General features: G+C 44.8%; 14 protein-coding genes. 13 read left to right on the top strand and 1 reads right to left on the bottom strand.

Going from position 1 to position 25,768, the window contains the following annotated elements; genetic code table 11:
* The first annotated feature begins 31 nt into the window (after positions 1 to 31).
* Positions 32 to 2,425: a DEAD/DEAH box helicase family protein gene (locus R0134_RS09990; protein WP_319781774.1), complete on the top strand. Its 2,394-nt coding sequence runs from the start codon at positions 32 to 34 to the stop codon at positions 2,423 to 2,425.
* A gap of 82 nt (positions 2,426 to 2,507) precedes the next feature.
* Here the strand turns inward: R0134_RS09990 and R0134_RS09985 are convergent, their stop codons facing one another.
* Positions 2,508 to 3,641: an ISAs1 family transposase gene (locus tag R0134_RS09985; RefSeq protein WP_319781770.1), complete on the bottom strand. Its 1,134-nt coding sequence runs from the start codon at positions 3,639 to 3,641 to the stop codon at positions 2,508 to 2,510.
* Between the two features lie 252 nt (positions 3,642 to 3,893).
* Here R0134_RS09985 and R0134_RS09980 point away from each other — a divergent pair, with 252 nt between their 5' ends.
* From R0134_RS09980 to R0134_RS09925, 12 genes are all read left to right on the top strand, one after another.
* A complete protein-coding gene (locus R0134_RS09980) occupies positions 3,894 to 4,787 on the top strand; it encodes a type I restriction-modification enzyme R subunit C-terminal domain-containing protein (RefSeq protein WP_319781773.1) in 894 nt (297 codons plus the stop codon).
* A 111-nt stretch (positions 4,788 to 4,898) separates the two neighbouring features.
* Positions 4,899 to 5,867 (top strand): IS1595 family transposase, encoded by a 969-nt coding sequence (locus R0134_RS09975; RefSeq protein WP_319781772.1) that lies wholly within the window; start codon positions 4,899 to 4,901, stop codon positions 5,865 to 5,867.
* Positions 5,868 to 5,989: 122 nt separating this feature from the next.
* Entirely contained in the window at positions 5,990 to 6,811 is an 822-nt protein-coding gene (locus R0134_RS09970; RefSeq protein WP_319781771.1) for a type I restriction-modification system subunit M, read from the top strand.
* Positions 6,812 to 6,877: 66 nt separating this feature from the next.
* Positions 6,878 to 8,011 carry an ISAs1 family transposase gene (locus R0134_RS09965; protein ID WP_319781770.1) on the top strand — a complete coding sequence of 378 codons (1,134 nt, stop codon included), beginning with the start codon at positions 6,878 to 6,880 and terminating at the stop codon, positions 8,009 to 8,011.
* 94 nt (positions 8,012 to 8,105) lie between these two features.
* Entirely contained in the window at positions 8,106 to 9,293 is a 1,188-nt protein-coding gene (locus tag R0134_RS09960; protein WP_319781769.1) for an N-6 DNA methylase, read from the top strand.
* 108 nt (positions 9,294 to 9,401) lie between these two features.
* Positions 9,402 to 9,743, top strand: coding sequence for a hypothetical protein (locus R0134_RS09955; RefSeq protein WP_319781768.1), 342 nt, complete (start codon positions 9,402 to 9,404; stop codon positions 9,741 to 9,743).
* Positions 9,744 to 11,801: a hypothetical protein gene (locus R0134_RS09950; protein ID WP_319781767.1), complete on the top strand. Its 2,058-nt coding sequence runs from the start codon at positions 9,744 to 9,746 to the stop codon at positions 11,799 to 11,801.
* On the top strand, positions 11,798 to 12,466 hold the full coding sequence (locus R0134_RS09945; RefSeq protein WP_319781766.1) for an OmpA family protein: 669 nt from the start codon (positions 11,798 to 11,800) through the stop codon (positions 12,464 to 12,466). Before R0134_RS09950 ends, R0134_RS09945 begins: the two co-directional genes overlap by 4 nt.
* On the top strand, positions 12,453 to 14,522 hold the full coding sequence (locus R0134_RS09940; RefSeq protein ID WP_319781765.1) for an EH signature domain-containing protein: 2,070 nt from the start codon (positions 12,453 to 12,455) through the stop codon (positions 14,520 to 14,522). The genes R0134_RS09945 and R0134_RS09940 overlap by 14 nt, the downstream gene beginning before the upstream one ends.
* A gap of 213 nt (positions 14,523 to 14,735) precedes the next feature.
* Positions 14,736 to 16,013: a DUF2130 domain-containing protein gene (locus R0134_RS09935; RefSeq protein ID WP_319781764.1), complete on the top strand. Its 1,278-nt coding sequence runs from the start codon at positions 14,736 to 14,738 to the stop codon at positions 16,011 to 16,013.
* A 102-nt stretch (positions 16,014 to 16,115) separates the two neighbouring features.
* Positions 16,116 to 19,421, top strand: coding sequence for an STY4851/ECs_5259 family protein (locus R0134_RS09930; RefSeq protein ID WP_319781763.1), 3,306 nt, complete (start codon positions 16,116 to 16,118; stop codon positions 19,419 to 19,421).
* Entirely contained in the window at positions 19,421 to 25,732 is a 6,312-nt protein-coding gene (locus R0134_RS09925) for a DEAD/DEAH box helicase (protein WP_319781762.1), read from the top strand. The genes R0134_RS09930 and R0134_RS09925 overlap by 1 nt, the downstream gene beginning before the upstream one ends.
* Positions 25,733 to 25,768: the final 36 nt, after the last annotated feature.

Below are 25,768 nucleotides of genomic sequence, written 5' to 3'. Positions count from 1 at the left end.
CAATCAAATACGGGTAACTGAGATGAAATCGATGAACTTTGAACATATTAGGCCGCATTGGCCAGCGCTAGCTGATTTAGGTGCTTATGCCGAGGCCTATGCCTGCAGTGATCCCCAAAGCTCAGTAGTTAAACTACGCTGTTTCGTTGAGAAAATGGTAGGCGTTATTTATGCCGAATTGCGGCTGCCTATTGAGCCTAACGCTAATTTTATGGATCGTTTGACTAACGGCAGTTTTACGGCCGTGGTCCACAAACTGATCCTCGATAAGTTTCATGCGATTCGTATGCAGGGCAACAAGGCCGCCCACGAAGGAGGCGTGTCTGTTGAAACTGCGCTTTGGTTAGTAGAAGAAGCTTACTATCTTTCTTGCTGGTTGTTTATTACACAAGCTAGCGGTACCCGTGAAGCTTGCCCTAAGTTTCAACAACCTACAGTGCCAGAAACTACCAGTGACAAAGCCGATTTCAAGAGAAAAAATAAGGCATTACAGCAAAAGCTCACTGACCAGTCTGCACAACTTGAGAGTGCTCTCAAAGAGCTGCAAGACGCCAAAGAAGCAGAGCAAGCAGCACAGCGCCAAGCGGCCCAATTAAAGTTACAAGTTGACCAAGTTAAGACCCAAGCCTTCGGCAAGGCGAGTCTGGTAGCCACTAATACTCTGGATCTTAATGAAGCCCAAACGCGTAAAAAGCTGATTGATAGCGAGCTGCGACTGGCCGGTTGGGATATCAGCCAAGATAATTCCGACACCGAGCAAGTGACGATTGAGCTGGAAGTTGATGGCCAACCAACACCAAGTGGTAAAGGTTATTGTGACTATGTGCTGTGGGATGATAACGGCAAGCCACTGGCGGTAGTAGAGGCCAAGCGCGCCAATGAAGGCGCCGAAAAAGGCCGCCAGCAGGCTAAGCTGTATGCTGACTCATTAGAGAAAAAGTACCAGCAGCGGCCTGTTATTTTTTATACCAATGGTTATGACATCTGGATTTGGAACGACAGCCAACACGAAGCACCGCGCAAACTTTATGGCTATTACAGCAAAGACAGCCTGCAGTATCTGATGAAGCAGCGTGCTCAGCGCCAAGACCTTCTTAAGGCGCCGATTGATATGAACATTGCAGGCCGTTCATATCAAATTGAAGCTATTACCCGAGTGAGTGAGCGATTCTCGGATAACCACCGCAAGGCGCTGGTGGTGCAAGCGACGGGCACCGGTAAAACTCGTGTTTCCATTGCGCTTACTAAACGCATGCTCGATGCCGGCTGGGCTAAGCGGGTACTGTTTTTATGTGACCGTAAAGAGCTGCGTAAGCAGGCGGGAAACGCCTTTAACGAATTTATTAAAGAGCCGCTGTATGTAGTAGGGCGTAGCAAAAAGCAAGATCAAAACAATGCGCGTATTTATATCTCCACCTATCCGGGGATGATCAATATTTATGAGCAGTTTGATGTGGGCTACTTCGACTTGATTATTGCCGATGAATCTCACCGCTCGGTTTACAACGTGTTTGGTGATTTATTTAAATACTTTGATGCTCGCCAAGTGGGACTGACTGCCACACCAGTGGAAATGATCAGTCGCTCTACCAGCCGCTTGTTTGGTTGTGATTATAAGATGCCAACGGCCAACTACCCCCTAGAGCAAGCGGTGGCCGACGGCAACTTAGCGCCGTTTCGTGTGGTGACTCATACCACTCAATTTATGCGTGATGGCATTCAAGGTCATAGCTTAACCGATGCTCAAATAGCAGAGCTAGAAGACCAAGGTGTTGACCCTAACGAGCTGGACTTTGAAGCACCCAGCATAGACAAGGCGATATATAACATAGACACCAACCGCGCCATTTTGCGAAACCTAATGGAGCGCGGCTTACGCGATGCAGACGGCCAACTGCCAGGTAAAACTATTATTTTTGCCCGTAATATTAAGCACGCCGAGTTATTAGCGAAGCTGTTTGGCGAGCTATATCCGCAATATGGCGGTAATTTTTGTCGGGTTATTCACTCCAAGTTTGTAAGAGCCGAAGAGCTGATTGATGACTTTAAAAAAACTGATGGCAGCAGCGATCAAATCACCATAGCGGTGTCGGTAGATATGCTGGATACGGGTATCGATGTGCCAGAGGTAGTGAACTTAGTGTTTGCTAAGCCAATAAAATCTAAGGTGAAGTTCTGGCAGATGATTGGCCGTGGCACTCGCCTATCTGAAAATCTTTACGGGTTCGGCAAAGACAAAAGTGAATTCTTGATCTTCGATCATTGGGGCAACTTTGAATACTTCGACATGGACCCAGAAGATACTGAGGCTAATCAAGTTAAATCCTTGGCTCAGAAGCTGTTTGAAGCACGTTTGGACTTGGCTGAAACAGCCATCAAACGCGCCGAGATGGCGTTGTTTGAACAAGTTATCACACCAGGGTGAGAGCGTGAACATATTGTTCTTAGCATACTAAGTTAGTCGTGTATAAAAAATAATCAATTTTGTATAGTGAGGTCATCTTTGTTTATTTTTTGCCCAACACAGTAAATCCAGCAACTAATATTTTATCCAAGTAAGCACAACTCATACTCGCCATTTTTTGCTTTCGACGAACACTGGCTTTCCTTGATGTCTCAGAGCGTATCATGTTGAGTGCTAAGTGACGGATGCTCGCCAGCACTTCAGCCCCATTCTCACGGTAAATGGGGCAGGCATCTTCTTTCATTGACACATCCAACACCCAATGCAGGCTATTTTCGATACCCCAATGCCCACGGACTGCCTTGCCGAAACGGATACTATCGAGCTCTGCTGAGCTGATATAGTAACGATACTCAAGCGAGGATTTACCTGATTTTTCACGACGATAGCCAATAGCCACCCCGATAGTTTTTAGGCCTTTCCAGTCAGGAAACTGGTGCGCTAAATCGCCTGCTGGCAATACATGATATTCTCGGATCTCAGTACGACCGTGCCCCTGCTCAATGTTGATCTTATCGGGGTTTGTGGAGACAGCTATGCTCGCTGATAGGGTTGTTCGCACCGCTTTAAACAACAACTCTTGATTACCTTTTACTGCCAGTAAATAGTCGCCACCTTGGTTGATAATAGTCTTGGCAATGTTGGTCTGACAGCCCATGGCATCAATAGAAATCAAGCATCCCTTGATATCCAACAACTTGAGCAGCGCTGGAATAGCGGTAATTTCGTTCGACTTGGCATTGGTTTTTAATTGGCCCATGACCACGCCATTAGCGGAGGAAAAAGCGCTGACCATATGGATGGTCGATTGTCTATTCTCTCTATCGTAAGAGCCGCGTAGTACCTTGCCATCAATGGCGATAAGCTCACCATCAGTACGGTGTGTTATCGACTGAACCCAGCGAATAAAGCATTGCTGAAACTGAACGGGATCGAGGCGGGAAATCACCCTAGCGATAGTATCGTGAACTGGCACTCCCTCTGGAAATAAGCCCTTTTTTTGAAACCAATTCAGGTGAGCACTCCCAAAGTCTTCGATGTCTTCCCAACCCTCAGCACCAGCGATGACAGCACAAATGGTGAGGAACAATACATCGAATAGCGGATAGATAATTTTGGCTGGTTGGCGAGGGTCGTCTATCTCACCAAAATACTGTGTAAAAGCATCCGTGTTCATCTAGGCTCTCCCAAAAGAGAGTATAAGATCACACTGAGGCGAGCAGGTCAAATATAGCTGAGTTGGCTAAAAAACGTTCGAGATCTTGCCCTGGTTATCACACTGATTAAAGAAGACATCAATGCGCTGGATGATCGTTGCATTGCAGTACGTGATAAGTGGCAGCTTAAGGCTGAATTAAGTGATGAAAAATGCCTTAATCAGTTTGCGCCCGCCACGCGCCAATTGCTGCGTAATGAGATGGCGCCGCTGATGCAATGGCGCAATATTAAAGGCCAATCTGAAGCGCTACAGTGGGATCTGCAAATTACAGAGTTACAACTAATACAGCTAGCTAACCCCAGCCAGTTAGATGTAGCTAAAGAATCGGTGCTGGATAAAGTACAGCAGTTATCTATGCACATTAATCAGGTGCGTGCTAAAGCTGAAGACATTAAAACCATCCAGCAAACTAGCTTTTGGAAGGGTGTTGGGCAGCCAGAGCTAGAAGCTAAACGCCAGGCCTTGCGCAGCATTATTCATTGGCGTGATAAAACGCCTGCTCCAACCACGCCGCCGCAGCTGGTGCTCGATATTACGGAAACCCCGGGTGGCTATCAGACTGAAGAACGCCTGACCAACATAGTGTCGGTGGACTACCAAATTTACCGTCAGCAAGTAGAAGCCACCTTGGCTCCCTTGTTCGAGTCGAATGCGATATTAAATAAAATCCGCAGCGGCACTCCGGTCACCCCTGCGGAGCTAGACCAGCTTAATGCCTTGGTGCACGTGCATAATCCTAATTTGGACCTAAGCGTACTTAAAGAGTTTTTTCCTGATTCTACGGTAGGTGTAGACCAGCTGTTGCGCACCATAGTGGGTATGAATACCAGTGCGGTAGAGGCGGCTTTTACGCAGTTTGTGCAAACTTACCACACCAGTTTGAGCAGTAACCAACAGCGTTTTATTGAGTTGCTTAAAAACCATCTCTGCCGCTTTGGTACTATTAATGTGGCTGAGTTGTACGAGCAACCCTTTATTAGCGTGCACAGCGATGGCCTAGAGGGCGTGTTTTCTGATCGCCAAGCCGATGCGCTTTGTGACTTGGTAAAAGGCTTTGGTGTGGACTTGGGTAAGTTAAAGCCCATTACTAACGTGATGCGATAGATGCAGTTACAGCTTTTTGGAGTAGTTGAGTTTTACTAAGTGCTGGCGGCTATGTTTGAGTTAATCGTTGAAAGCTATACTTGAATCAGTCACCTCGTGGGAGGCAAAAAGATGAAAAGTACAGGTTTCGCCAAACTTAAACGCCAACTGACTGAACTCCAGCCTCGGCAGCGGCATGAACTGCTGATACTGCTTCAGCAACCAGACTCGTTTCCCGAGCTCATTGCTCGACTAGAAGAACTCACTGCTTCACACCCAACATGCCCTCATTGCCGCGATGATGCTCCCTATAAGTGGGGAAGCATGAATGGTAGACAGCGTTACCGCTGCCGGGCTTGCAAGAAGACATTTACCTCTCTGACCGGCACGCCACTTGCTGGGCTTCGAATGGCTGAGCGGTGGTTGGAATATGCGGAGCAGATGATGGAATCCACAACACTTCGCAAAGCCGCCAAAAAGTGTCAGATAAACTTAGGTACATCATTCAGGTGGCGACACCGCTTTCTGCAACTGGTTGATTATACTAAGTCTTCTGAGCTGGGCGGTATCGTCGAAGCCGATGAAACGTTTATACGTGAATCCTTCAAAGGCAAGCGGGATCTCAGTAAGAGAAAACCTCGCCGCCGTGGTAGCGATAAGAAAAACATTAAGTGGGTCAAAGTGATGGTACTGCGCGACCGCAACCACAACGAAGCCGACTTTGTAATGAAACGCTTTACGCTCAGAAAGCTGGAACGCTGCCTGCTGCCGCGATTACGGTCTGGCGCTGTGCTCTGTAGCGATGGCCATCTTAACTACGAGGCGTTGGCAGCCAAACATCACTTGCTTCACAAGCCGGTTAACAGCAGTGCCGGTCAGCGGGTACGTGAAGAGATATTCCATATCCAGGGTGTGAATGCTTATCACAGTCGACTGAAGCAATGGATAATGCGTTTTCATGGTGTCGCCACCCAGTACCTTCACCATTACCTTGGTTGGTTCAGGTGGTTTGAGCATACCAGGAAGGCTGATGCTCAACCCATTGATTTTATATGGCAATGTGCGGTTCAGCCGCGTTTTCAACAACTAAAGCGAACATAGCCGTGCTGGCACTGTTACCTTCTGTAACAAGCAGCGTCATGGGCCCATTATCCCTTATCTGAGCGCGCGCATCAGCGTATAGTGCGCGCTTGAAAAACGAATTTATATTGAGAGAGTCATTGATGATTACCGGCGAACTAAAAAGCAAAATAGACAAATTATGGGAAGAGTTTTGGACCGGCGGCATCGCTAATCCATTAACGGTTATCGAGCAAGTTACCTTTTTAATGTATGCCCGGCTGCTAGACATGAACGAGCGCCGCGATGAGAAACGTGCTGAGCGTAGTGGCCAACCTTTTAAGCGTCGCTTCTCTGAGTTTGACCAAGACGTACGTTGGGAGAACTTTCGCCATCTGCCCGCAGAGCAAATGTATAAGCTGGTGAAAGATGATGTTTTTCCGCATTTTAAAGACTTGGCAGGCGAGGGCACGCTGTTTGCTGAGTTTATGAAAGACGCACAACTGATGATCCAAAAGCCGAGTCTATTAGTTAAAGCGGTAAACATGATCAGCGAGCTGCCGCTAGATAGTGCAGATATTAAGGGTGATCTATACGAATATTTACTCTCTAAGCTCACTACTGCCGGTATTAATGGTCAGTTTCGTACTCCACGCCATATCATACGTGCCATGGTGGAAATGCTGGATCCGCAAGCGACTGATCGTATCGCCGATCCTGCCTGTGGCACCGCAGGTTTTCTCGCGATCGCTTACGAATATTTATTAGAGAAGTACAGCTCGCCTGAAGGTACTTACACCGAGCAAGTAATCAATGAAAAGGGCGAGCTAGTTGAGCAGAAACTGTATTCGGGTGATTTGCTCTATGATCACCGTAAGCATGTAGACACTGATATGTTTCACGGTTTTGACTTTGATACGACTATGCTGCGTATCGCCGCCATGAATCTAGTAATGCATCAGGGCAAGATCTCGAACGTTTTTTAGCCAACTCAGCTATATTTGACCTGCTCGCCTCAGTGTGATCTTATACTCTCTTTTGGGAGAGCCTAGATGAACACGGATGCTTTTACACAGTATTTTGGTGAGATAGACGACCCTCGCCAACCAGCCAAAATTATCTATCCGCTATTCGATGTATTGTTCCTCACCATTTGTGCTGTCATCGCTGGTGCTGAGGGTTGGGAAGACATCGAAGACTTTGGGAGTGCTCACCTGAATTGGTTTCAAAAAAAGGGCTTATTTCCAGAGGGAGTGCCAGTTCACGATACTATCGCTAGGGTGATTTCCCGCCTCGATCCCGTTCAGTTTCAGCAATGCTTTATTCGCTGGGTTCAGTCGATAACACACCGTACTGATGGTGAGCTTATCGCCATTGATGGCAAGGTACTACGCGGCTCTTACGATAGAGAGAATAGACAATCGACCATCCATATGGTCAGCGCTTTTTCCTCCGCTAATGGCGTGGTCATGGGCCAATTAAAAACCAATGCCAAGTCGAACGAAATTACCGCTATTCCAGCGCTGCTCAAGTTGTTGGATATCAAGGGATGCTTGATTTCTATTGATGCCATGGGCTGTCAGACCAACATTGCCAAGACTATTATCAACCAAGGTGGCGACTATTTACTGGCAGTAAAAGGTAATCAAGAGTTGTTGTTTAAAGCGGTGCGAACAACCCTATCAGCGAGCATAGCTGTCTCCACAAACCCCGATAAGATCAACATTGAGCAGGGGCACGGTCGTACTGAGATCCGAGAATATCATGTATTGCCAGCAGGCGATTTAGCGCACCAGTTTCCTGACTGGAAAGGCCTAAAAACTATCGGGGTGGCTATTGGCTATCGTCGTGAAAAATCAGGTAAATCCTCGCTTGAGTATCGTTACTATATCAGCTCAGCAGAGCTCGATAGTATCCGTTTCGGCAAGGCAGTCCGTGGGCATTGGGGTATCGAAAATAGCCTGCATTGGGTGTTGGATGTGTCAATGAAAGAAGATGCCTGCCCCATTTACCGTGAGAATGGGGCTGAAGTGCTGGCGAGCATCCGTCACTTAGCACTCAACATGATACGCTCTGAGACATCAAGGAAAGCCAGTGTTCGTCGAAAGCAAAAAATGGCGAGTATGAGTTGTGCTTACTTGGATAAAATATTAGTTGCTGGATTTACTGTGTTGGGCAAAAAATAAACAAAGATGACCTCACTATACAAAATTGATTATTTTTTATACACGACTAACTTAGTATGCTAAGAACAATATGTTCACGCTCTCACCCTGAGTAATGCATGGTGTAGCCGAACCAGATATTCATTATCAAGACACTTTAAGCCAGCGCTTTGCGGAGCGCTTCCCTAAAGAAGCGAACGGTGGTTTTGACCTTATTTTAGCTAATCCACCGTTTACGGGCAGCTTAGATGCAGAAGACGTAGACCCAAAAATACTGCAGGTAGTTAAGAGCAAGAAAACTGAGCTTTTGTTTGTAGCATTAATATTAAAAATGCTAAAAATAGGAGGCAAAGCTGCAATTGTTTTACCGTTAGGCGTGCTTGAAGGAGAGAGTAAATCACATAAAGATCTTAGACGTGCTCTTTTATCTAATCAAGTGGAAGCAATAATATCCTTACCTCATTGGGTATTTAAACCTTATGCCAGCGTTGCGACAGCTATCTTCATATTTTCTAAAGGTGGTAGTACTGATAATGTTTGGTTTTATAAGCTAACAAATGATGGTTATTCAGATGGAGCTAAAAAAGAGCCAGTAGAAGGTTCGGAAATTCCAGAAATGTTGCATCTTTATAACTCAAGGTTTGATAGTGATTATAGTGAGCTAAGAAATAAATATCGCTTTGTTTCTTTTTCTGAAATAAAAGAAAATGATTATGACCTTTGTCCTAATATTTATCTTCGAGAATATAAGTATCCTAGTGAATACAAAACTGTAAGGCTTGGTGAGTTGTTTACCATAGTAAAAGGAAGTGTGGGAGCAGCTAACGCTACTGAAAGTGGTTATGAATTTGTAACTTCATCTGGAGCGTTTAAAAAATATCCTAGCTATTCATTCGATGGTGAAGCCATTTGCATTCCTCTGGTTTCTTCCACTGGGCATGGCCATGCAAGTATTAATCATATTCATTATGTGAATGATAAGTTTGAAGCCGCATCTATTTTGGCTGTCATGATGATAAAAGATAAATATAAAGATGATGACTTATTGAAGTATGCATATGCATACTTGGTTACTCATAAAGATGATGTTCTTGTGCCATATATGAAAGGGGCTGCAAATGTATCCCTTAATATATCGAGGCTTTCTAAAATAAAGATACCACTTCCTCCATTAAATGTTCGTTTAGATATTGTCACTGGTTTCTTTAAAAAAAGAAAAGAGGTTGTCAGGTTGGAAAGAGAGCTTTTAGATGCAATTGCTGAGTTTAATAAAATATCTTCACAGGTGAGAGGGATGATTTGATTTTTTTATTTTATATATTATGGCGCTATAATTTTATATTTTAATAAATTTTATAATTGCACTTGTTTAGATGAAGGTGAAAGATGTTAGTTGTTATAAATATTAATTATGGACATTAATAACGTCATCGAGCGCATCATCACGCTTAACCATGCTTGGAAAATAGCCAGAGATGATTTTGGTGCTAAAAATGCCATTACTCAGGCCTTAAGGCTGCAAAAATCATCTTGGCAAGCGACTCTGCTGCGTGACTTTCCACAACAGGCTTTTTTGCGCCGAGACTTAGAAAATAGCACTGATGAAGAAGTGCTGTTTAGCGTGCGCTTGGTCAATCCAGCCACCATTAACGGCGTAGTGCGTCGAGATGCGGAGCACCTGCCTGAGCGAATCGCTCAGCAGTTGTTCCATCCACAAGAATTAGTGAGTTTATTAAAGCTGGAGTCGTTATAAATGGAATCTGATTGGTTTACTTGGCCTATCGTCGCCATCATAGTGTTAGCGCTTGTTTGTGCTGTGACTTTCATAATAAAGGCGATTGTAAAAACCAGTGCTATTGTTCGTGAAATGGACACTCTCAGCACTCAGCTACTGAGTAAAGATGAAGTAAGTTGTGATGAGTTAACTGAATACGGCCAAAGCTGGGCGAGAGCAAACTTAAGCACAGTGCTGCAAGGTGATAAATTAATCATCGAAAAACAAGGTGGGCTTTATCTAACTCGCGCGCCCTTGTATCAAATATTAATCCCTGAGTTTAAATCACCAGGAAGAAGTGCTCCGGCGTTACTTACCAGTTTGGGTGTTACGGGCACGTTTTTAGGGATCACCTTAGGCTTAGCCGGCTTTAATATACAAGATGTAGGACAAGACTCATCCTCTCTTATTACCTCTGCGGTAGTGCTACTAGATGGCATGAAAACGGCTTTTTATACTTCGCTAGCGGGCTTGGGTTCTTCAGTCATCTTTATGATTTATATGCAGTATGCAAATAGAAGCCAAAACCAGAAAATAGATAAGGTTAATAACAAGTTAAGCCAAGTACTAAGAGAAGAGTCTGCAACAAATTATCTTAAGCAGTTGGTTGAGCTTAACCACAAACAAGACAATACCGATGTGCAACAACAAAGTGCCGCTTCTATGCTGGCGCTGAGCCAGAATTTGGGTAGCTTTATGGAGCAGCTACAAGGTGTTACCCAAAGCCTCAGTGGTGACGGTATGGCGGAGCGCATTTCAAGCTCAGTCGGCCAAGCCATGAAAGAGTCTGTGGTGCCAGTGCTGTCTGAGTTTAAAAATGAGCTAACAATATTTCGTGAAATAAAAGAAGAAAACCAACAGCAGCTATTGAATAGCCTAATTGGCACCATTAAAGAAGAGTTGATTGTGCCAGTAACCGAAGAGCTGAGTAAGACTACGGCCGCCGTTACTGCTAACACGCAAGTGTCAGAAAAACTGAATGAAAACGTCGCGCAGGTACTCAGTGAAGTAGCACGTACCGTAGAGACCATAGACAGCTTTAACCAAAGCACTATGCAACAATTGCAGGCGTTTGCTCAGCAACTGAGTACGGTACTCACCGGCTTTAAAGATGATACGCAAAGCACTATGCATGCCATTACCACTAAAGTTGAAGATGTACTGAATATTAGTATTCAAGGCATGGAGGCCCAGCGCACCGCGTTTGATGGCAGCGCCGAGCGCGCAACCTTGGCGTTTGAAGGCATGGGCGATAAGTTAGAAGAAGCGCTGAATCTGCGTGCACAAAGTGAAAGTGCTTTGTTTGGTGAGATGGAGACGCGCATTCAGGCATTACTGCACAGCACCAGTGCGAATTTTGATCGTCAAACGGACATACTGGAAAAGACAGGCCAAGAAGCTGGCCAGTTAATGCAAAGCGCCCGAGAAGAACTCGAACGCGGCTTAGGTGATATTGATACCAAGGTGCTGAGTATGTCCAAAACGGTACAAAGTGAGCTAGAAAGCTTCCGTACCCAGTACCAGGAAAACATGACTAACTTCTTTAATGATCAAAACAACCTGTTAGAAGATACCTTAGGTAAGCAGCGTAATAACCTCGTTGAAGTCGTAGATAAGTTTAAGCAGGTATTTGAAGAAGAATATCAGACTCGTCATACCTTGTTGCAAGAGCTGACGGCTCAGCACGAGCAATTACAAAAGTCCGCACGCACTATTGAGCAGTTAGCTAAAGCCATTGGCTTGACCGAAACCGCCACTATGTCTCAGCTACAAGACGTTGCCAATACTATAGGACGACATGTGGGCGACCTGAAAAAAGAATATATTCAGGCCAGCTCAGCCTTTAAGGAAGTGACAGAAGGCTTGCCAAAAGCGATGGAAAAGTACTTTACGCACGCGAATCAAAGTACTGAGCTGTTTTTCCAAAACTTCGATGAGGCGTCCAGCAAGATCCACAATAGGCTGGCGCAGGCGGCTGACTTCTTAGTTGATGCTAGATTGCAGGATATGTCTTATGACAAGGCTGCAGCGTTATGATGGTTCCCATAAGACCCACTGCTGCCAGCCAAGATGTTGATGACAGCGGTGTTTGGTTATCCATCGGCGATTTGATGTCTGCCTTATTGATGATATTTGCACTCTTATTGATCAGTGCCTTGGTGCAAATATCTGAGATAACGGAAAAAAGTCAAAATAACCGAGTGGTGATCATCAAGACTATTAACGACGCCTTAGGTGCCGCTAATATCAGCGTACAAGCGGATCCGGTAACGGGCGATATCTCGATTTTAGACTCGGTATTGTTTGAGAAGAACGACTACCGACTAAAACGCGCTGGCATGGAATTTCTGGATACTTTTATACCCATTTACAGCAGTGCGGTATTTCAATCACCTGAAACTGAGAGTGAAGTGGTAAGGGTGGCTGTTGAAGGCCACTCCAGTATTGAAGGTGAGTTTGACCATAACATGCGTTTGAGTGTGCTGCGGGCCAGTAGTGTGTCGCAATACATGAACAGCTTAGAATTTGATAACAAGAAAGCCTTCTTTAATAAACTATTGGTCTCGGGTCGTGGGCCTTTAGATTCTACACAGGATAAAGTGAGCGAAGCCGATCGTAAGGTGATGTTCCGTTTCCAATTTAAAGGCCAAGAGTTTAAGAAAGTGATCGGGCAAAGAGAGTTATTGCATGTCGACGAATAGCGGGATTTTCTTTATTGCGCCTTTAATCCCTAAGGCGCACAGCCTAACCGTTATGGAGAGTTCGCCGCATATCGACGCCGTGCTAGCAGGGCGTGCGCTGCCTTCATACCCACCGCTTAGGTTGAGCCAGATCTTAAAGTTGATCAAAAACGGTACCGCGGAAGCTGTCACTTTAATGGAGTGGTTGGGAGTATTTAGCGATAGGTTAGAGATTGATGACGCTGAACTCTGTGATGAAGCCTGTATGTTGCTCTGGCAGGCGATTAGTGAAGATGAGCGAGTCAGTCGCATAGCGCTGCATCAAGCGGCTTTATATCTTGAAGGCGCACAGGATAAATTTCCTGCGCAAATGATTGATACCCTGGAGATAGTGGCACCGTTAATGAAGGGTGTAAGTAGCCAACGTGTAAGCTGGCTGATGGCACTGAGAGAAGTGGATTTTAATGCTTGTGTGGAAATGTCGGTGCAGGCTAATCGCACGCCTTTTGAATATCATAAGTTTCTAGGTATGCCGACACCTGCAACTTTTAGAAGCGGCCTTGTAAAACAGATACTGCCTTACGCTACCCAGCATCAAGAAAGTAAAAAAGTAGCTTGGCTAATGCGCTGCACTTCACAGCTGACCCGCCAAGAAACAGTGCTATTTTGTGATACCTTGCTTAGTGAGCATGAACAGTTTATTTCTGATTTTTATAGTTGGTTAAGTGAACACTGTTTGCCTAATGCCCAAGATACCTTGTGGTTTGAGCTTGCCTCGACTTCAAAGAGCTTACTGAAAAAACTTTTTAAACTTAGCAGTTATTATTCATTAAATTCATTAGTGGATAAAATGTGCGAGCCTTATGCAGTTAATTTACTGACGCTGAGTGAGCGAGATATTCGCCAGCTAAGAAGCAGAGCAAGGTTTTGGTCTAACTACAGTGAACACTTTAGTCAGACTCGCTTACTGATCCCGTACCAAACCTATCACGTTCTAGATTTAGAAAGAAGATTAGAAGGGGTTGAGTTAATAAAGCTGCCGGATAATCCAGACGAAAACTCTGAGGTTTGTATTTTTGAAATCAACGATAAAATAATCGTTGAAGTATTACGGGGTGATGCGAGCGAAATAAGAATTTTTTACTCAACCAGCAGAAACAAGAACAGGCTGCTGCAAGACAGTAATTTGACCCTTAGAGCTATTAGAGATATGGCATGTGGCAGCATTCACGATCATGTGAAGTTGTGGCAATATTTTTGTGAGCTAATGCTTCGAACGCAGCACGGTGTAAAGCCCAATGTAAGCTTGAAATACTTTAATGGTCTCCCTAAGTCTGTTGCTACTTACTCTCATAAGATAGGCCTGCCTAAACCATCCCGGGAACAAGTCGATGAACGCATGTCTCAGCTAGAAGCATGGGACACTGCTTTTTGGTCACGAGAAGCGAGGATCAAAGGCTTAGAATATGCGGAGCTAAAAGTCAGTGGCTGGCATGAGTTACAGTTGGCCAAAATATTTAAGGTGATGGAAGACCAAGAACAATACTTGCGTAATCTTAATCTGGCCGCTGATGTGGAAAACCCAGAAGCTATGTATCTTTTAGGGGTCACACTTATCAACTCTCAGTCCAACTCAGTCGCGGTGAAGAGGCGCGGTGAGTATATGCTGATGCGGTCAGCAGATTTGGGATATAAACCTGCAGTTGAAGTTGCTCAAAAATTTGGCTTACATAGCAAGGACAGTAGCAAGCTGAATAGCGTAGACCTTAAGCGACTACAAAAAAAGCTATCTAAAGGAGCGTTTTCTGAAGGCCAGATGGTACGTCTTGATAAGGTTGTTAATAAATTCCCTATAAATAGTGAGTCATCAACTACTCAGGAATTGTCTGATGGGCTAAAAGATAAGATTCGTGTGAGTTCCGATAGGCCTTATCTCGCCTTATATATAGAAGAACTAGAAGAACTCAGTGAAAAGTGTGGGCATCGCGGGCAAATAAAAGTTCAGCTCCTAGCTGAGCTTAAACATCGTACGCAAAACCATAGAATAAAAAGGCTAGTAGATACGTTGAATGCCTAACCTTAAGAGAACCGTGTAGCTTAATACTTAACGCGCTTTATTGGTGCGCATGAAAAATTACTTAAAAGTAAATTAAATTACACATTTGTGTTTTTTGTTATCGCTTTGAATTTTTAATTACTTATTTATCAATTGCTTATTGTTTAATGCGATGTTGGCCTACCTATTGCTCTATCTCTTATGTCACTTTCTTAAATAAGATGGAGCAATACCATGATTAGTAAGATCAGCTTAGATTCTCAAACCGATATTACCTGCCCACATTGCGTTAAGCAGTTCATGTTGCGTGATGGGCTTTCCCATCAGCTCATTGAGCGTTATGAAAACGAGTATCAGACTGTGCTGGCTAGTGAGCGGCAGGCCTTAGAGCTGCGTATTAGCAAAGAGCTAGAGCGTAAGCTGGCTCGTGAATTGGAAAGTAAACTGGCAGATCTTAATGAACAACTAACTGATAGCCAGAGCCAGGTAGTAAGCGCCAATCGTCAATTAGAAGTAGTGAAGATTAAAGCAGTTGAACAGGCGCGAGCAGAAAGCTTACAAGAAGCCAAAGTGCTAAAAGAGGAGTTGGCGACTAAAGACCAAAAGCTGGCTGAATTCCGTGAAAATGAATTAGCGCTGCGCCTACAGCAGAAAAAACTAGAAGAACAGCAAGCTGATATGGCGCTGGAGTTAGAGAGAAAACTAGCAGGCGAGCGGCAAGCTATTGAAGGTAAGGTGCGAGAGAGTTTTTCACTACGTGAAGCTGAACTAAAAAAGAAAATAGCTGACGCACAAAAATCTAATGATGAGTTGACTCGCAAGCTAGAGCAGGGCTCTCAGCAACTGCGGGGTGAAGTGTTAGAGCTTGAGCTTGAAGGTATGCTGCGCCAAAGCTATCCCTTTGATGAAGTAACGGAAGTCAAAAAAGGCGCTAGAGGTGCAGATGTGGTGCAGTTAGTGAGACTTCGTTCCGGTAGCGATTGTGGCAAGATTATTTGGGAAGCTAAACGAGCAGAAAACTGGTCATCGGCTTGGGTTACCAAACTTAAAGAAGATCAACAAGAAGCTGGTGCCGAGATTGCCGTATTAGTTAGTACTGTGTTTCCCGCAGGTATTAGTGAGCCTATGTTAACTCACGAAGGCGTATGGCTTGTTAAGCCTGAGTTCGCCAAAGGGTTAAGCGAAGCGCTGCGTACCGTATTGATAGAAGCCCAGCGTCAACGCGCCATTACTGCCGGTAAAGGTGAACAGGTAGAAGCTCTGTTTGATTACATCTGCAGCAATCAGTTTGCTCAGCGTGTGCGCTCTATGGTTGAAACTTACGAAGAAATGCATCAAGACCTAGATAAAGAAAAACGCGCTTTCCAACGGATATGGAAAAAGAGAGAAGGGCAGATCACTCGGATAAGCAATCAAATGGTAAATCTTTGTGGAGAACTACAGGGAATATCCGCTGTTTCTATGCCGCATCTAGATGGCATTGCTAGCTTAGAGCTCGAACATATATCGTAAATAAAATTATTAATGTGCCTGCTGTTAAAGATAACGAATAATAGGCACAATGATTAGATAATAATATATTACTCTTCATTATCATCAATATTGGTGGGCACTATGACTGTAATGTTAGCTAACGTCTCTTTAAATGGCTGGTTAAATAATTACCTTATTAGGCGGCAGCTAACACAAGCAGATGGTCGTCCGATTTATGCTTACCACACCAGTAATATAGAATATGAAGAGCTGAAAAATAATTTACAGCTGCATTTTAGAACAGGTGTTTTGGATGTGAACAAAACATTGGGAGCGGCATTTTCATTATTCTGCGCCGAGTGGTATCGACGTGAATATGAGCAAAATTATGGCTGGACTTGGGAGCCAATCTGGGAGTTGCTGGGTGTTACTTTTACCTCAAATGAGCTGGAAGGGGCCATCACTAAAGGATTAGTGGGCTACTGGAATCGTTCGGTACATATTTATTCTGAAACAGAACGTCGTAATTTTTTAGGCTCTTTATTTAGTGAGGGTGGACTACCTTTCAAGATGTTGCATCTTGCGGGTAGTCGCTTTCAGCAACTGTTCTCAAAGATCCTTGAGCAATACCATCAGGCTGAACTGCTAGGTAAGTCTATTACAGAGTTAACGAGTGTCTTGATAGAGAAAGCGGGGTTGCCGCAAGTGTTCTCTCAACCTACTTCGGTGCAGCTGATTGCCGGCATGGTAGAGCGACTCGTCAGTTTTGTGCAGCTGTATGGGCTAGAAAGTAAGGCTGATCCAGCCCGCGAGTTAGACAGGCTTAATCCACTATGGCGAGACGATTTTCCGATCCCCCTTGATGATGAAACGGGGGCGGCTTTTCTGCGAGGACTGTTGAATAGTGCAACCCAAGAGACGAAGCGAGTTACACGAAGAGCCGCAAGACTAACCTGTATTCATTATCTTCAACCGCACAATGCCACTATTTATACTGAAATTACTTTACCCGAAAGTATTACTTTTAAATTAGATAAAGTGACCAGTGTGAGTCGTTTAGAGCTAGGGCTCTTTGAGGGCGACAAGCAAGTCGCTCACTTAGGCGTTGGATATGCTCAATTTAAAGACCACAAAGCCGTATTAAGTGTTCGCCAACAGGCGGTAGAGTGCCCCCGTAAGTCACCTAGTGAGTCTCTCTACTTTGTTGCGATGCAAGGTGGCTTGGTGCTAAGTAAGCTACTCATTGAGCACAGTAGTGTGGAGCTGGGCGAAGTGCCGCTGGGCTTTGATTTAGTACACGAAAAATGGCGCCTGGTAGGCCAAGCAAGTTTTGCCAGTCGGGCTGCTGAGCTAATGCTGTTACTTCCGGAGTCTGCGGATATTGAGATGGTAGAAGGAGAGTTAACAGAAGCGCCGCTTGTTGTTGGTTATCGCACCCAAATGTTGGCCGGTGAGGCAAAAATAAGCGTCTCACAACAGGATGTTTACCGTATTCGCACCGGAGTGGTTAGTGCCGCTGACCAAGGGTTAGTGTTAAGCGGCCGCGAATTATATTGGGCTAGTAAGCCGAGTCTTATTTATGCGGGCATGCCCAGTTTTCGTTGGGCAACGGGTGAGCTACACGCTCATCAGGGCTTACAGCTTTGGCTTTCTGGCCAGCCACTTCATGAGCTACCTCTGAGTGCTCGTTATGGTCGACAGTCTATCTCGGTCAAAAACAGCCAAGGAGAAACCTTACTTAGAAAACAGGTAGGAATTCTGCCTGAAGATTTTACTGTTGAACTAAAAACCAGCCAGCTGCCCAATCAGGGAAGCGTCATTTTTCGCACTGCTACTAAGTGTATTTTTCGTGTGTTAGACGAAAGCATGACATTTAGGCGGGTGAGTACGGATGGCGCGATCGAGTTACAACTGACCGCTGAAAATATTCCACCAGCCAGAGTCGCAATAGAAGTGACTTTTAATTTAATGAGTGAGCCAGTTGTTCTTGAGCTGCCTTTTCCTGCTTCTGGAGTATTAGCTTTTGACGGCGAGCAAAAGCCGCTTGCTCGATCGCTAACGACTTCAGACTTACTCGGTAGTCGCTTATTTCTTTTTGCACGTGAAGACAACCCTGTTCGATATGCTCTTGAGCTACGGCTAGTAGGCAATCACACCACGCCAGTGGGGCACAACTGGCGTTATACGGCCATCGATGGTCCGTTAGAGATTAGTCTGCACAGTATGAAGGACGAAATTGAGGCGTTAATGTCTTTAAGTCACGATTTAGATCATGCAGTAGAGCTGGTGATTAAAGGCGGAGGTGCAGAATCTTCTTATCGTTTTCAGCGTTATGCGACTAATTTGAATATTGATTCAGACAGAGGTTTGCTCTTCTCTCGTGGAGAGATATTGCGAGCTGATGCCATGCCTCAGCCGATGCTTATACTGATTAATGAGCCAGAAAGAAATCCAATACCATTACCGTCCAGAGTATCAGAAGGTACGAAAACCGGTGAATTTGAGCTACCTAGTATCATAGAAAAAAATGGGCCTTGGTTGATCGTGCCTGCTAATCAGTCAGCGGTTAAATTTCGTCCCAATTTTATTCTTGGCGCAGTTCACCAGTTAGATCCAGCTAGCGAAGCAAGAACATTGCAACAAGCTTGCTCGGCATTTAATCCTAGAAATAATCCGCAAGCCTTTAATGATGTGCTCAGTAATATGGCCAATGATCCTGAGCATACTGGCTGGCTATTTTTGCGCACGCTTTATAAAAACTATAGCTACTTACCTCTTTCTACGTTTGAGGTCTGGCGGGCATTGGTTAAACATCCTCAAGCCTTAACCATGGCGTTGTTTAAGTTTGAAATGTCAGTTGAGTTTATTCGCCAGCTTGAGCTCGACTTTCCCTTGTTTTGGGAGTTTCTGCCGCTGCAGCACTTACAGAATGCTAAGCAGAAGTTGGCCGCTGCGTTAGTGGAAAAGGGTATCCCAGAGAGCATGCTTGATGACTTGTTTAATAAATGGTGTGCCAAGCTGGCTCAGAGTTTACCCAGTTACGCCGGAGACTTAGGTAAGTATTTGAGTACCGAAACACTGCCTCAACCATTACCTGCTGTTGTGATGAAAATGGCCATTGATGGGTGGTATCAGGATTTAATGCGTAATCATTTCGAGGCTGCGTGGCCAGAGCGCTTTGCTCCACAGTTATTGGCATGGTTTCGCTCGCAAACAGACCTGCCTATTCAGCTGGAAACACATTCGTCATTCCATAACGCCGTCGTTTATATGCCGATATTTGCCGCAGCCGTGGCTGCAGGCCGAACTAACAGTGAAGACGTTTTTGGTAAGCAATCAGAAAACATTTTCTTCGCTCGTCAACTGAGAGAATTTGATCTCGATTGGTTTGGCCCTGTGTTTCAGTTTTGCTTATTGAGCTATCAAAAAATTAACGAGAGTAAATAATGAAACCCTATTTTAGAAGCATGGTTGAGCAGTCTGTTACTCGCTCTAAAGAAGCCACACTGAGTATTTTAGGCATAACTAATCCGCAACTGCGTGAGCATTTAGCGCAGCAAATGAGTGCCGAAAGTGGTGAAGAAGGCGCGTTTTTAGCACCACCGGTATTTGAACATACCTTTGGCTGGGAAGAGGCAGCGCCCACCATGGCAGATCTTGCCGGCACCGGTAAGCTGCTGTGCAAAGAGGTAGTGGCAGCCCTTGATAGTAAGCAGAACGGCCGTTATAGATTTGGTTCACACTTCCATCCGTTTTCGCATCAGCTGGTTAGCTGGAAAACATTGCTAGAACAAAAGCGGTCGATAATCGTCACCAGTGGTACTGGCTCGGGTAAAACAGAGTGCTTTATGGTGCCGGTGCTCAATGATTTATATGAAGAGTTTCAACAGAAAAAAGCCCCTTTAGTTGGGGTTCGCGCACTGTTTTTGTACCCACTTAACGCTTTGATCAACTCGCAGCGTGAGCGATTAGCTGCTTGGACCCAAAGTTTCGGTAACAACATCCGTTACTGCTTATATAACGGGAACACTGAAGAGCATGCCAGCAAGGTTAGAACACTGCAGAAAGATACGAATGAGGTGCTCTCTCGTGAGTTACTAAGACAAGAGCCAGCTCCAATTTTAGTGACGAATGGCACCATGCTTGAATATATGATGGTGCGGCAAGTTGATGCACCTATTGTTGAAATATCTCGTCAGCAAAAATCATTACGTTGGATTGTGTTAGATGAAGCGCACACTTATGTAGGTTCTCAGGCCGCCGAGTTGGCGTTACAGCTGCGCCGTGTGTTACATGCTTTTGGTGTGGAAGCTAAAGATGTTCGCTTTGTGGCAACCTCTGCAACTATCGCTGACGATAATGCAGAGCAGCAGCTTAAAAAATTCCTCTCTGATTTAACGGGTGTTTCGCCAGAACAGATTGAAGTGATTGGTGGTCAGCGCCAAGTCCCTAAACTTACTGCTGTTGCTGGTGAATCACTTGCCTTAGAAGACATAGAGGCAATGGATGTTGACGAATCGACAGATGTGTCGCCCGAGCGTTTTCAGGCTTTAGTTAACTCTCGTGAGGCGCGCGCACTTCGCCACGTATTGGTAAATGCTAAAAAGCCGCTGCAGTTAAATGAAATTACTAGGTTGATGAGCGTGGAAACGGGGGCTGAACGTTTAAGCCAGCAAACCGCGCTACGTTGGCTAGATGTGGCATCCGGCACTAAGCCAACAGAAGATGATGCAGCTTTTCTTAAGTTAAGAGCACACTTCTTTCAACGTATGACTCAAGGACTGTGGAGCTGTGTTGATCCTAAGTGCTCAGCAAAACAAGGTACGGCACTTAAAGCGGCTTGGCCTTATGGCAATGTTTATGTAAACCAACGCCAACGCTGTAATTGTGGCTCTTTGGTATTAGAGCTGAGCTTTTGCCAAGAGTGTAATGAGCCCCATTTACTGGCCCGTGATAAGCAAGGCTTTTTAATTCAATGGGATTCATCAGGCGGCGATGAGTTTTCTTTGCAACATGAGGCCACTGAAGATCAAGATAAAACAGAAATTGCAGTTCTCAGTAGCACAGCGCAATTGCCTGAAATTCTAGCGGCTACAGTTAAACCTACAGATAGATATATACCCGTCAATTTAGATAAAATTAGTGGCAAGATTATTGGCAGTACGGGTAATCGAGTTACGCTACAACATATGGTTCAAGTTGATAATAAAAAAACTGCTTGTGCCAACTGTAATTTTAGTGGTTACAACAACGGCTTCCCTCTTCGTCGGGCACTTTTGGGCGCGCCTTTTTATGTGGCTAACGCCGTACCTACTATCTTAGAGCACTGTCCGGATTATAAATCAGATGAAGAAAATAAGGGGATAGGACCTCTGATGCTGACCGGGAGGGGCCGTAGACTGATCACTTTTACCGACAGTCGTCAAGGTGCTGCACGTATGGCGGTACGTATGCAACAGGAAGCAGAGCGTTCACGGTTGCGTGGGCTAGTGATAGAGGTATTACGGCAAGCTCAAAATGAACAGCCTGCGGTGGAGCAACCCAAGGAAGGGATACATTTTAGTCAACTATTGGATTTGGCAAAAGAAGTACGTTCACAAGCCAAAACTTATGAAAATATGGGGCTTTTTGGCAAAGCCGAGGAGCTTAAGCAAGACGCTGAATCTTTAGAAGTTAAAGCCAGGGGTATGCAAGGTGAAGCTATACCTGAGCAATTGATAGCTTTAAGTTGGAGTGAGTTAGTTACTGAGTTAAGAGAGAAATCTGATCTTTCTGGCGCTATCTTGGCTTACAACCATTACTTGAGCCCTGAGGTGTTTGACAAGGTTTCTGGACCTTATCAACTTGCTGAAATGCTTTTGTTCCGCGAGTTTATGCGTAGACCCAAGCGACAGAATAGCCTTGAAACACAAGGCCTAGTCAAAGTTAACTATCAAGGACTTGAGTTAATCAATAAGGTGCCTGAGTACTGGGCGGCTCATAATCTGACCTTGAACGACTGGCTCGATTTTCTTAAAATGTCGCTTGATTTTTATGTTCGAGAAAACTCATTTACGCAGCTTGAAGCTAGCTGGCGTAATTGGATAGGCTCACGCTTTTCAGCTAAACACTTAATACCACCAACATCGAAAGAAGATGATGAGATGCGTGTTAAGCGTTGGCCACAAATTCGTGATGGTCGTGCTGGTAATCGTTTAATAAAACTGCTGTTATTAGGCGCCAATCTTGACCCCAAATCTCCAAAAGATATAGACACTGTTAATCTTTGGCTTAATGCGGCTTGGTTAGACCTAACTCAGCGTGGGCATGTACTAAAATCAGACAGTAATCAGTTTTATTTACCGCGAGAAAACCTAACCTTTTCCTTTAGCGACAAGGCTTATATTTGCCCCGTTACCCATAAATTGATCGACACTACCTTTAAGGGTCTAACGCCTTACCTGCCGGGTCATATGGACTTTGCCTCATTGACTGAAGATGATAAAAAATCATATCGGTGTGCGTCTATTGAACTGCCTACCGTATGGCAGTTTGGTGCGGAGCAAGAAGATTATCAGCTAGGGTTGGCTAAAGTTCGTGAGCAAGTTAAAAATGATGATAATGTTCAAGCGTTACGATCTCAAAACCTCTGGACGGATATTAACGACCGGGCAGTTGAAGGCGGATTTTATTATCGCACCGCAGAACACTCAGCCCAGCAATCTGCTGAACGATTGGACTCTTATGAGAGCCAGTTTAAAAAAGGAAAAATTAACGTACTCAACTGCTCGACCACCATGGAAATGGGGGTAGATATCGGCGGTATTTCAGCGGTAGTGATGAATAACGTGCCGCCACACCCTGCTAACTATTTGCAGCGAGCTGGCCGAGCAGGGCGTAGCAAAGAGTCGCGCGCCCTTGCCTACACGCTGTGTAAATCAAACCCCCACGACAAACAGGTGTTTGCAAACCCATCTTGGCCGTTTGAAACTGTGATCCCAGCACCCAGTGTGGCGTTAAATTCAGTACGCTTGGTACAACGCCACGTTAACTCTTTGCTGTTATCTATATTTTTAAGAGAAAAAGTAGGTAGAACCACGAAAGAAAAAACATCACTTAATGCTGAGTGGTTCTACCTTGGTGATGACTCGATATGCGCCAAGTTTATCAATTGGCTTAGCTCCTCTGATCCTGACTGTGATTCAGCCCTTAAGATATTGGTAAAAGGCACGGCACTGGCGTCTCATTCACCGATCTTATTGCGCGAGGCTGCTATTGAAAAAATTACCGAGCTAAGAAACTATTGGCTTAAAGAGTACGAGTTCCTTCAAGCAGAGCTTAGTACGGCTCAGGGCGATACTCCCTTTAGCTATCGATTAAAGATGGAACTGGCTCGGTTGTGTGGAGAGTACTTATTACGAGACTTGGCCGCTAAAACTTTCTTGCCAGGCTACGGGTTTCCGACCGATGTGGTGAACTTCGATAATAATAATATCGAAGATTTTATTCGCTTTAACAAAAGCCCCCGTAAAGAAAAAGAGGATCGTGAAGATAATATTTCTCGTTACCGTGGCTTGCCTTCCCGCAACTTAGCCATTGCCATCAGAGAGTATGCGCCCGGGGCGGAAATTGTCTTGGATGGCCGAGTATTTCGATCCGCTGGTGTATCACTGCACTGGCATAATGTGTCTGATACCTCTGGCCACGAAGCGCAAAAATTTGATTTAGCATGGCGCTGTGATCACTGTGGTCAAACGGGTTATGAAACCAGTGTGCAGACCAATATTGGTGATCTGTGTTGCAGTAATATTAAGTGCCAGCAACCGATCAAGGGGGGTAATACCAGGAAAGTATTACAACCGTCAGGCTTTGCCACCGATTTTTACGAATCGCCTACCAACGATATTAATCATCAACGTTATATTCAAGTTCAGCCAGCTTGGGTGTCGGTAAAGAGTGATTATCATCCGTTACCTAATCCACTGCTTGGCTCTATCGCTTATGGATCCGATGGCCATGTTTTTCATCATAGCTCTGGTGATTCTGGCACCGGTTATGCGTTATGTATGAGCTGCGGTCGAGCAGAGTCATTAGATAAAAATGGCAAGTTCCCTAATACTCTATCGCCAGATAGAGATCATAACCCCTTGCGAGCCAGCAAGTCAGATAAAGATAGCAATGGACACCGCTTACCCTGTGAAGGTTCGGCACGCTTGATGCCAAGTGTGCACCTTGGTTTTCAGGCAAGAACAGATGTGTTCGAACTTATTCTGCGCCACCCACAAACCCATGAATATCTTCCTGAGCAAGATGAACAATCCAAAATCATCGCCATTACCTTAGCGGTAGCACTACGTTCTGCACTAGCAGGCATATTGGGTATCTCTACTTCTGAGCTGGGTTATGCCACGCGGCCGATGAAGTTAGAAAGTGGTCATGGGGTTACGGTACTGCAGCTTTATGATGTGATCAGCGGTGGAGCAGGGTTTGCCTCTAGCGCAGCTCTTCATATTGAAGAATTGCTAGCTAAGATGGTAGATAACTTACACTGCACGCATTGTGAGACTTCTTGCAGTGAGTGCTTATTAGACTCTCAAAGCCGTCATGATCATGACAAGCTTGATCGCACCATCGCTCTAAATTGGTTAGGGAATGACTTTAAACGATTCATTGGTTTACCAGCGAATGAACAATTACTTGAAAAGGGCCGTTATTATCCCGGCACTATTGAAGAAGTGGTCAGAGAGCAAGTGAATAAAGGTGCTGACCGTTTATCCGTTTGGCTGAAAGGCGATGTCCGAGACTGGGATTTGATAGCGCCTCAGTTTCGTAGAGTCATTGAAGGTTACCTGATACAGAGCAACGTCAAAGTAGAGCTGATACTGCCCGTAGATAATCTTGATGTAGATATTCGTCAAGACTTGCTGCACTTTGTCCAGTTAGGTGCAACGCTTCACGCCACGACACAGAATAATTCGGCAGTCTCAGCACAGCTTTTTAATGGTCATGATATTATTACTGTGGCTTGCTCCGAGTCACTTTCGTCTGTACCTGGTGAAAACTGGCATCAATCTAGGGGCATAGTTGTCACTAGTACCAGTGAAGCTAAGTATGCATTACAGCCGATTAGTACCAGTGATTGGTCTCAATCGGTGTTGATAGGCAGTACCCAGCTGGAAGTAACAGAACAGTTTAATGGTGTCGCCAAAGAGTTTGGTGATAGGTTCTGGTCATATGTTCAAGAAAATAATGCAGAACTAAAGCAGCTTTTACTCAACGATACCATTGAGAGTATTCATTACACTGATCGTTACCTGCAAAACCCTGCATCTTTAATACTACTTGGCGATATGTTGCTTCCGCTCTGCAAAGATAGCCAGCCAAGGGTTACGATTGAAACTTCGTTTAAGAATAAGGATAGAACAGGGCACCTGCTTTTTCATGACTGGGATTGTGAGGATGAATTCAAGAAAGCTTACTTAACCTTGTTTAAACATTTGCATGAAGTCGATCTTGAATTGACTGTGCATCATTCTAATGAGCATATTGCGCACAGAAGAAGGCTAACGCTAACCTTCCAGTCGGGTAAGCAGGTTTTAATTAGACTAGATCAAGGAGTAGGGTATTGGCGTCTTAAGTTTAACCACTGGGGGCAGCAAAAATTCGACTTCTCTCAAGCTCTGCCACAGCAGATGATTGAGGTAATTAAGGCACGAGAGATAGCAGAAATCTCAAACAGCAGTGACTGGTCAACTGATATCGTCTGTACCATAGACTGATATTAAAACACTAAGCCCCGTACCAAAGGTACGGGG

Source organism: Oceanisphaera sp. IT1-181, from assembly GCF_033807535.1.
In the GTDB taxonomy this organism is placed as follows: domain Bacteria; phylum Pseudomonadota; class Gammaproteobacteria; order Enterobacterales; family Aeromonadaceae; genus Oceanimonas.
Note: the sequence above shows the minus strand (reverse complement) of the source record. Positions and strands in the feature narration are given on the sequence as shown.

Coding starts and splice junctions, on each gene's coding strand:
- R0134_RS09990 (WP_319781774.1), top strand. CDS start 32: ATGAACTTTGAACATATTAGGCCGCATTGGCCAGCGCTAGCTGATTTA.
- R0134_RS09985 (WP_319781770.1), bottom strand. CDS start 3,641: ATGAACACGGATGCTTTTACACAGTATTTTGGTGAGATAGACGACCCT.
- R0134_RS09980 (WP_319781773.1), top strand. CDS start 3,894: ATGCAATGGCGCAATATTAAAGGCCAATCTGAAGCGCTACAGTGGGAT.
- R0134_RS09975 (WP_319781772.1), top strand. CDS start 4,899: ATGAAAAGTACAGGTTTCGCCAAACTTAAACGCCAACTGACTGAACTC.
- R0134_RS09970 (WP_319781771.1), top strand. CDS start 5,990: ATGATTACCGGCGAACTAAAAAGCAAAATAGACAAATTATGGGAAGAG.
- R0134_RS09965 (WP_319781770.1), top strand. CDS start 6,878: ATGAACACGGATGCTTTTACACAGTATTTTGGTGAGATAGACGACCCT.
- R0134_RS09960 (WP_319781769.1), top strand. CDS start 8,106: ATGCATGGTGTAGCCGAACCAGATATTCATTATCAAGACACTTTAAGC.
- R0134_RS09955 (WP_319781768.1), top strand. CDS start 9,402: ATGGACATTAATAACGTCATCGAGCGCATCATCACGCTTAACCATGCT.
- R0134_RS09950 (WP_319781767.1), top strand. CDS start 9,744: ATGGAATCTGATTGGTTTACTTGGCCTATCGTCGCCATCATAGTGTTA.
- R0134_RS09945 (WP_319781766.1), top strand. CDS start 11,798: ATGATGGTTCCCATAAGACCCACTGCTGCCAGCCAAGATGTTGATGAC.
- R0134_RS09940 (WP_319781765.1), top strand. CDS start 12,453: ATGTCGACGAATAGCGGGATTTTCTTTATTGCGCCTTTAATCCCTAAG.
- R0134_RS09935 (WP_319781764.1), top strand. CDS start 14,736: ATGATTAGTAAGATCAGCTTAGATTCTCAAACCGATATTACCTGCCCA.
- R0134_RS09930 (WP_319781763.1), top strand. CDS start 16,116: ATGACTGTAATGTTAGCTAACGTCTCTTTAAATGGCTGGTTAAATAAT.
- R0134_RS09925 (WP_319781762.1), top strand. CDS start 19,421: ATGAAACCCTATTTTAGAAGCATGGTTGAGCAGTCTGTTACTCGCTCT.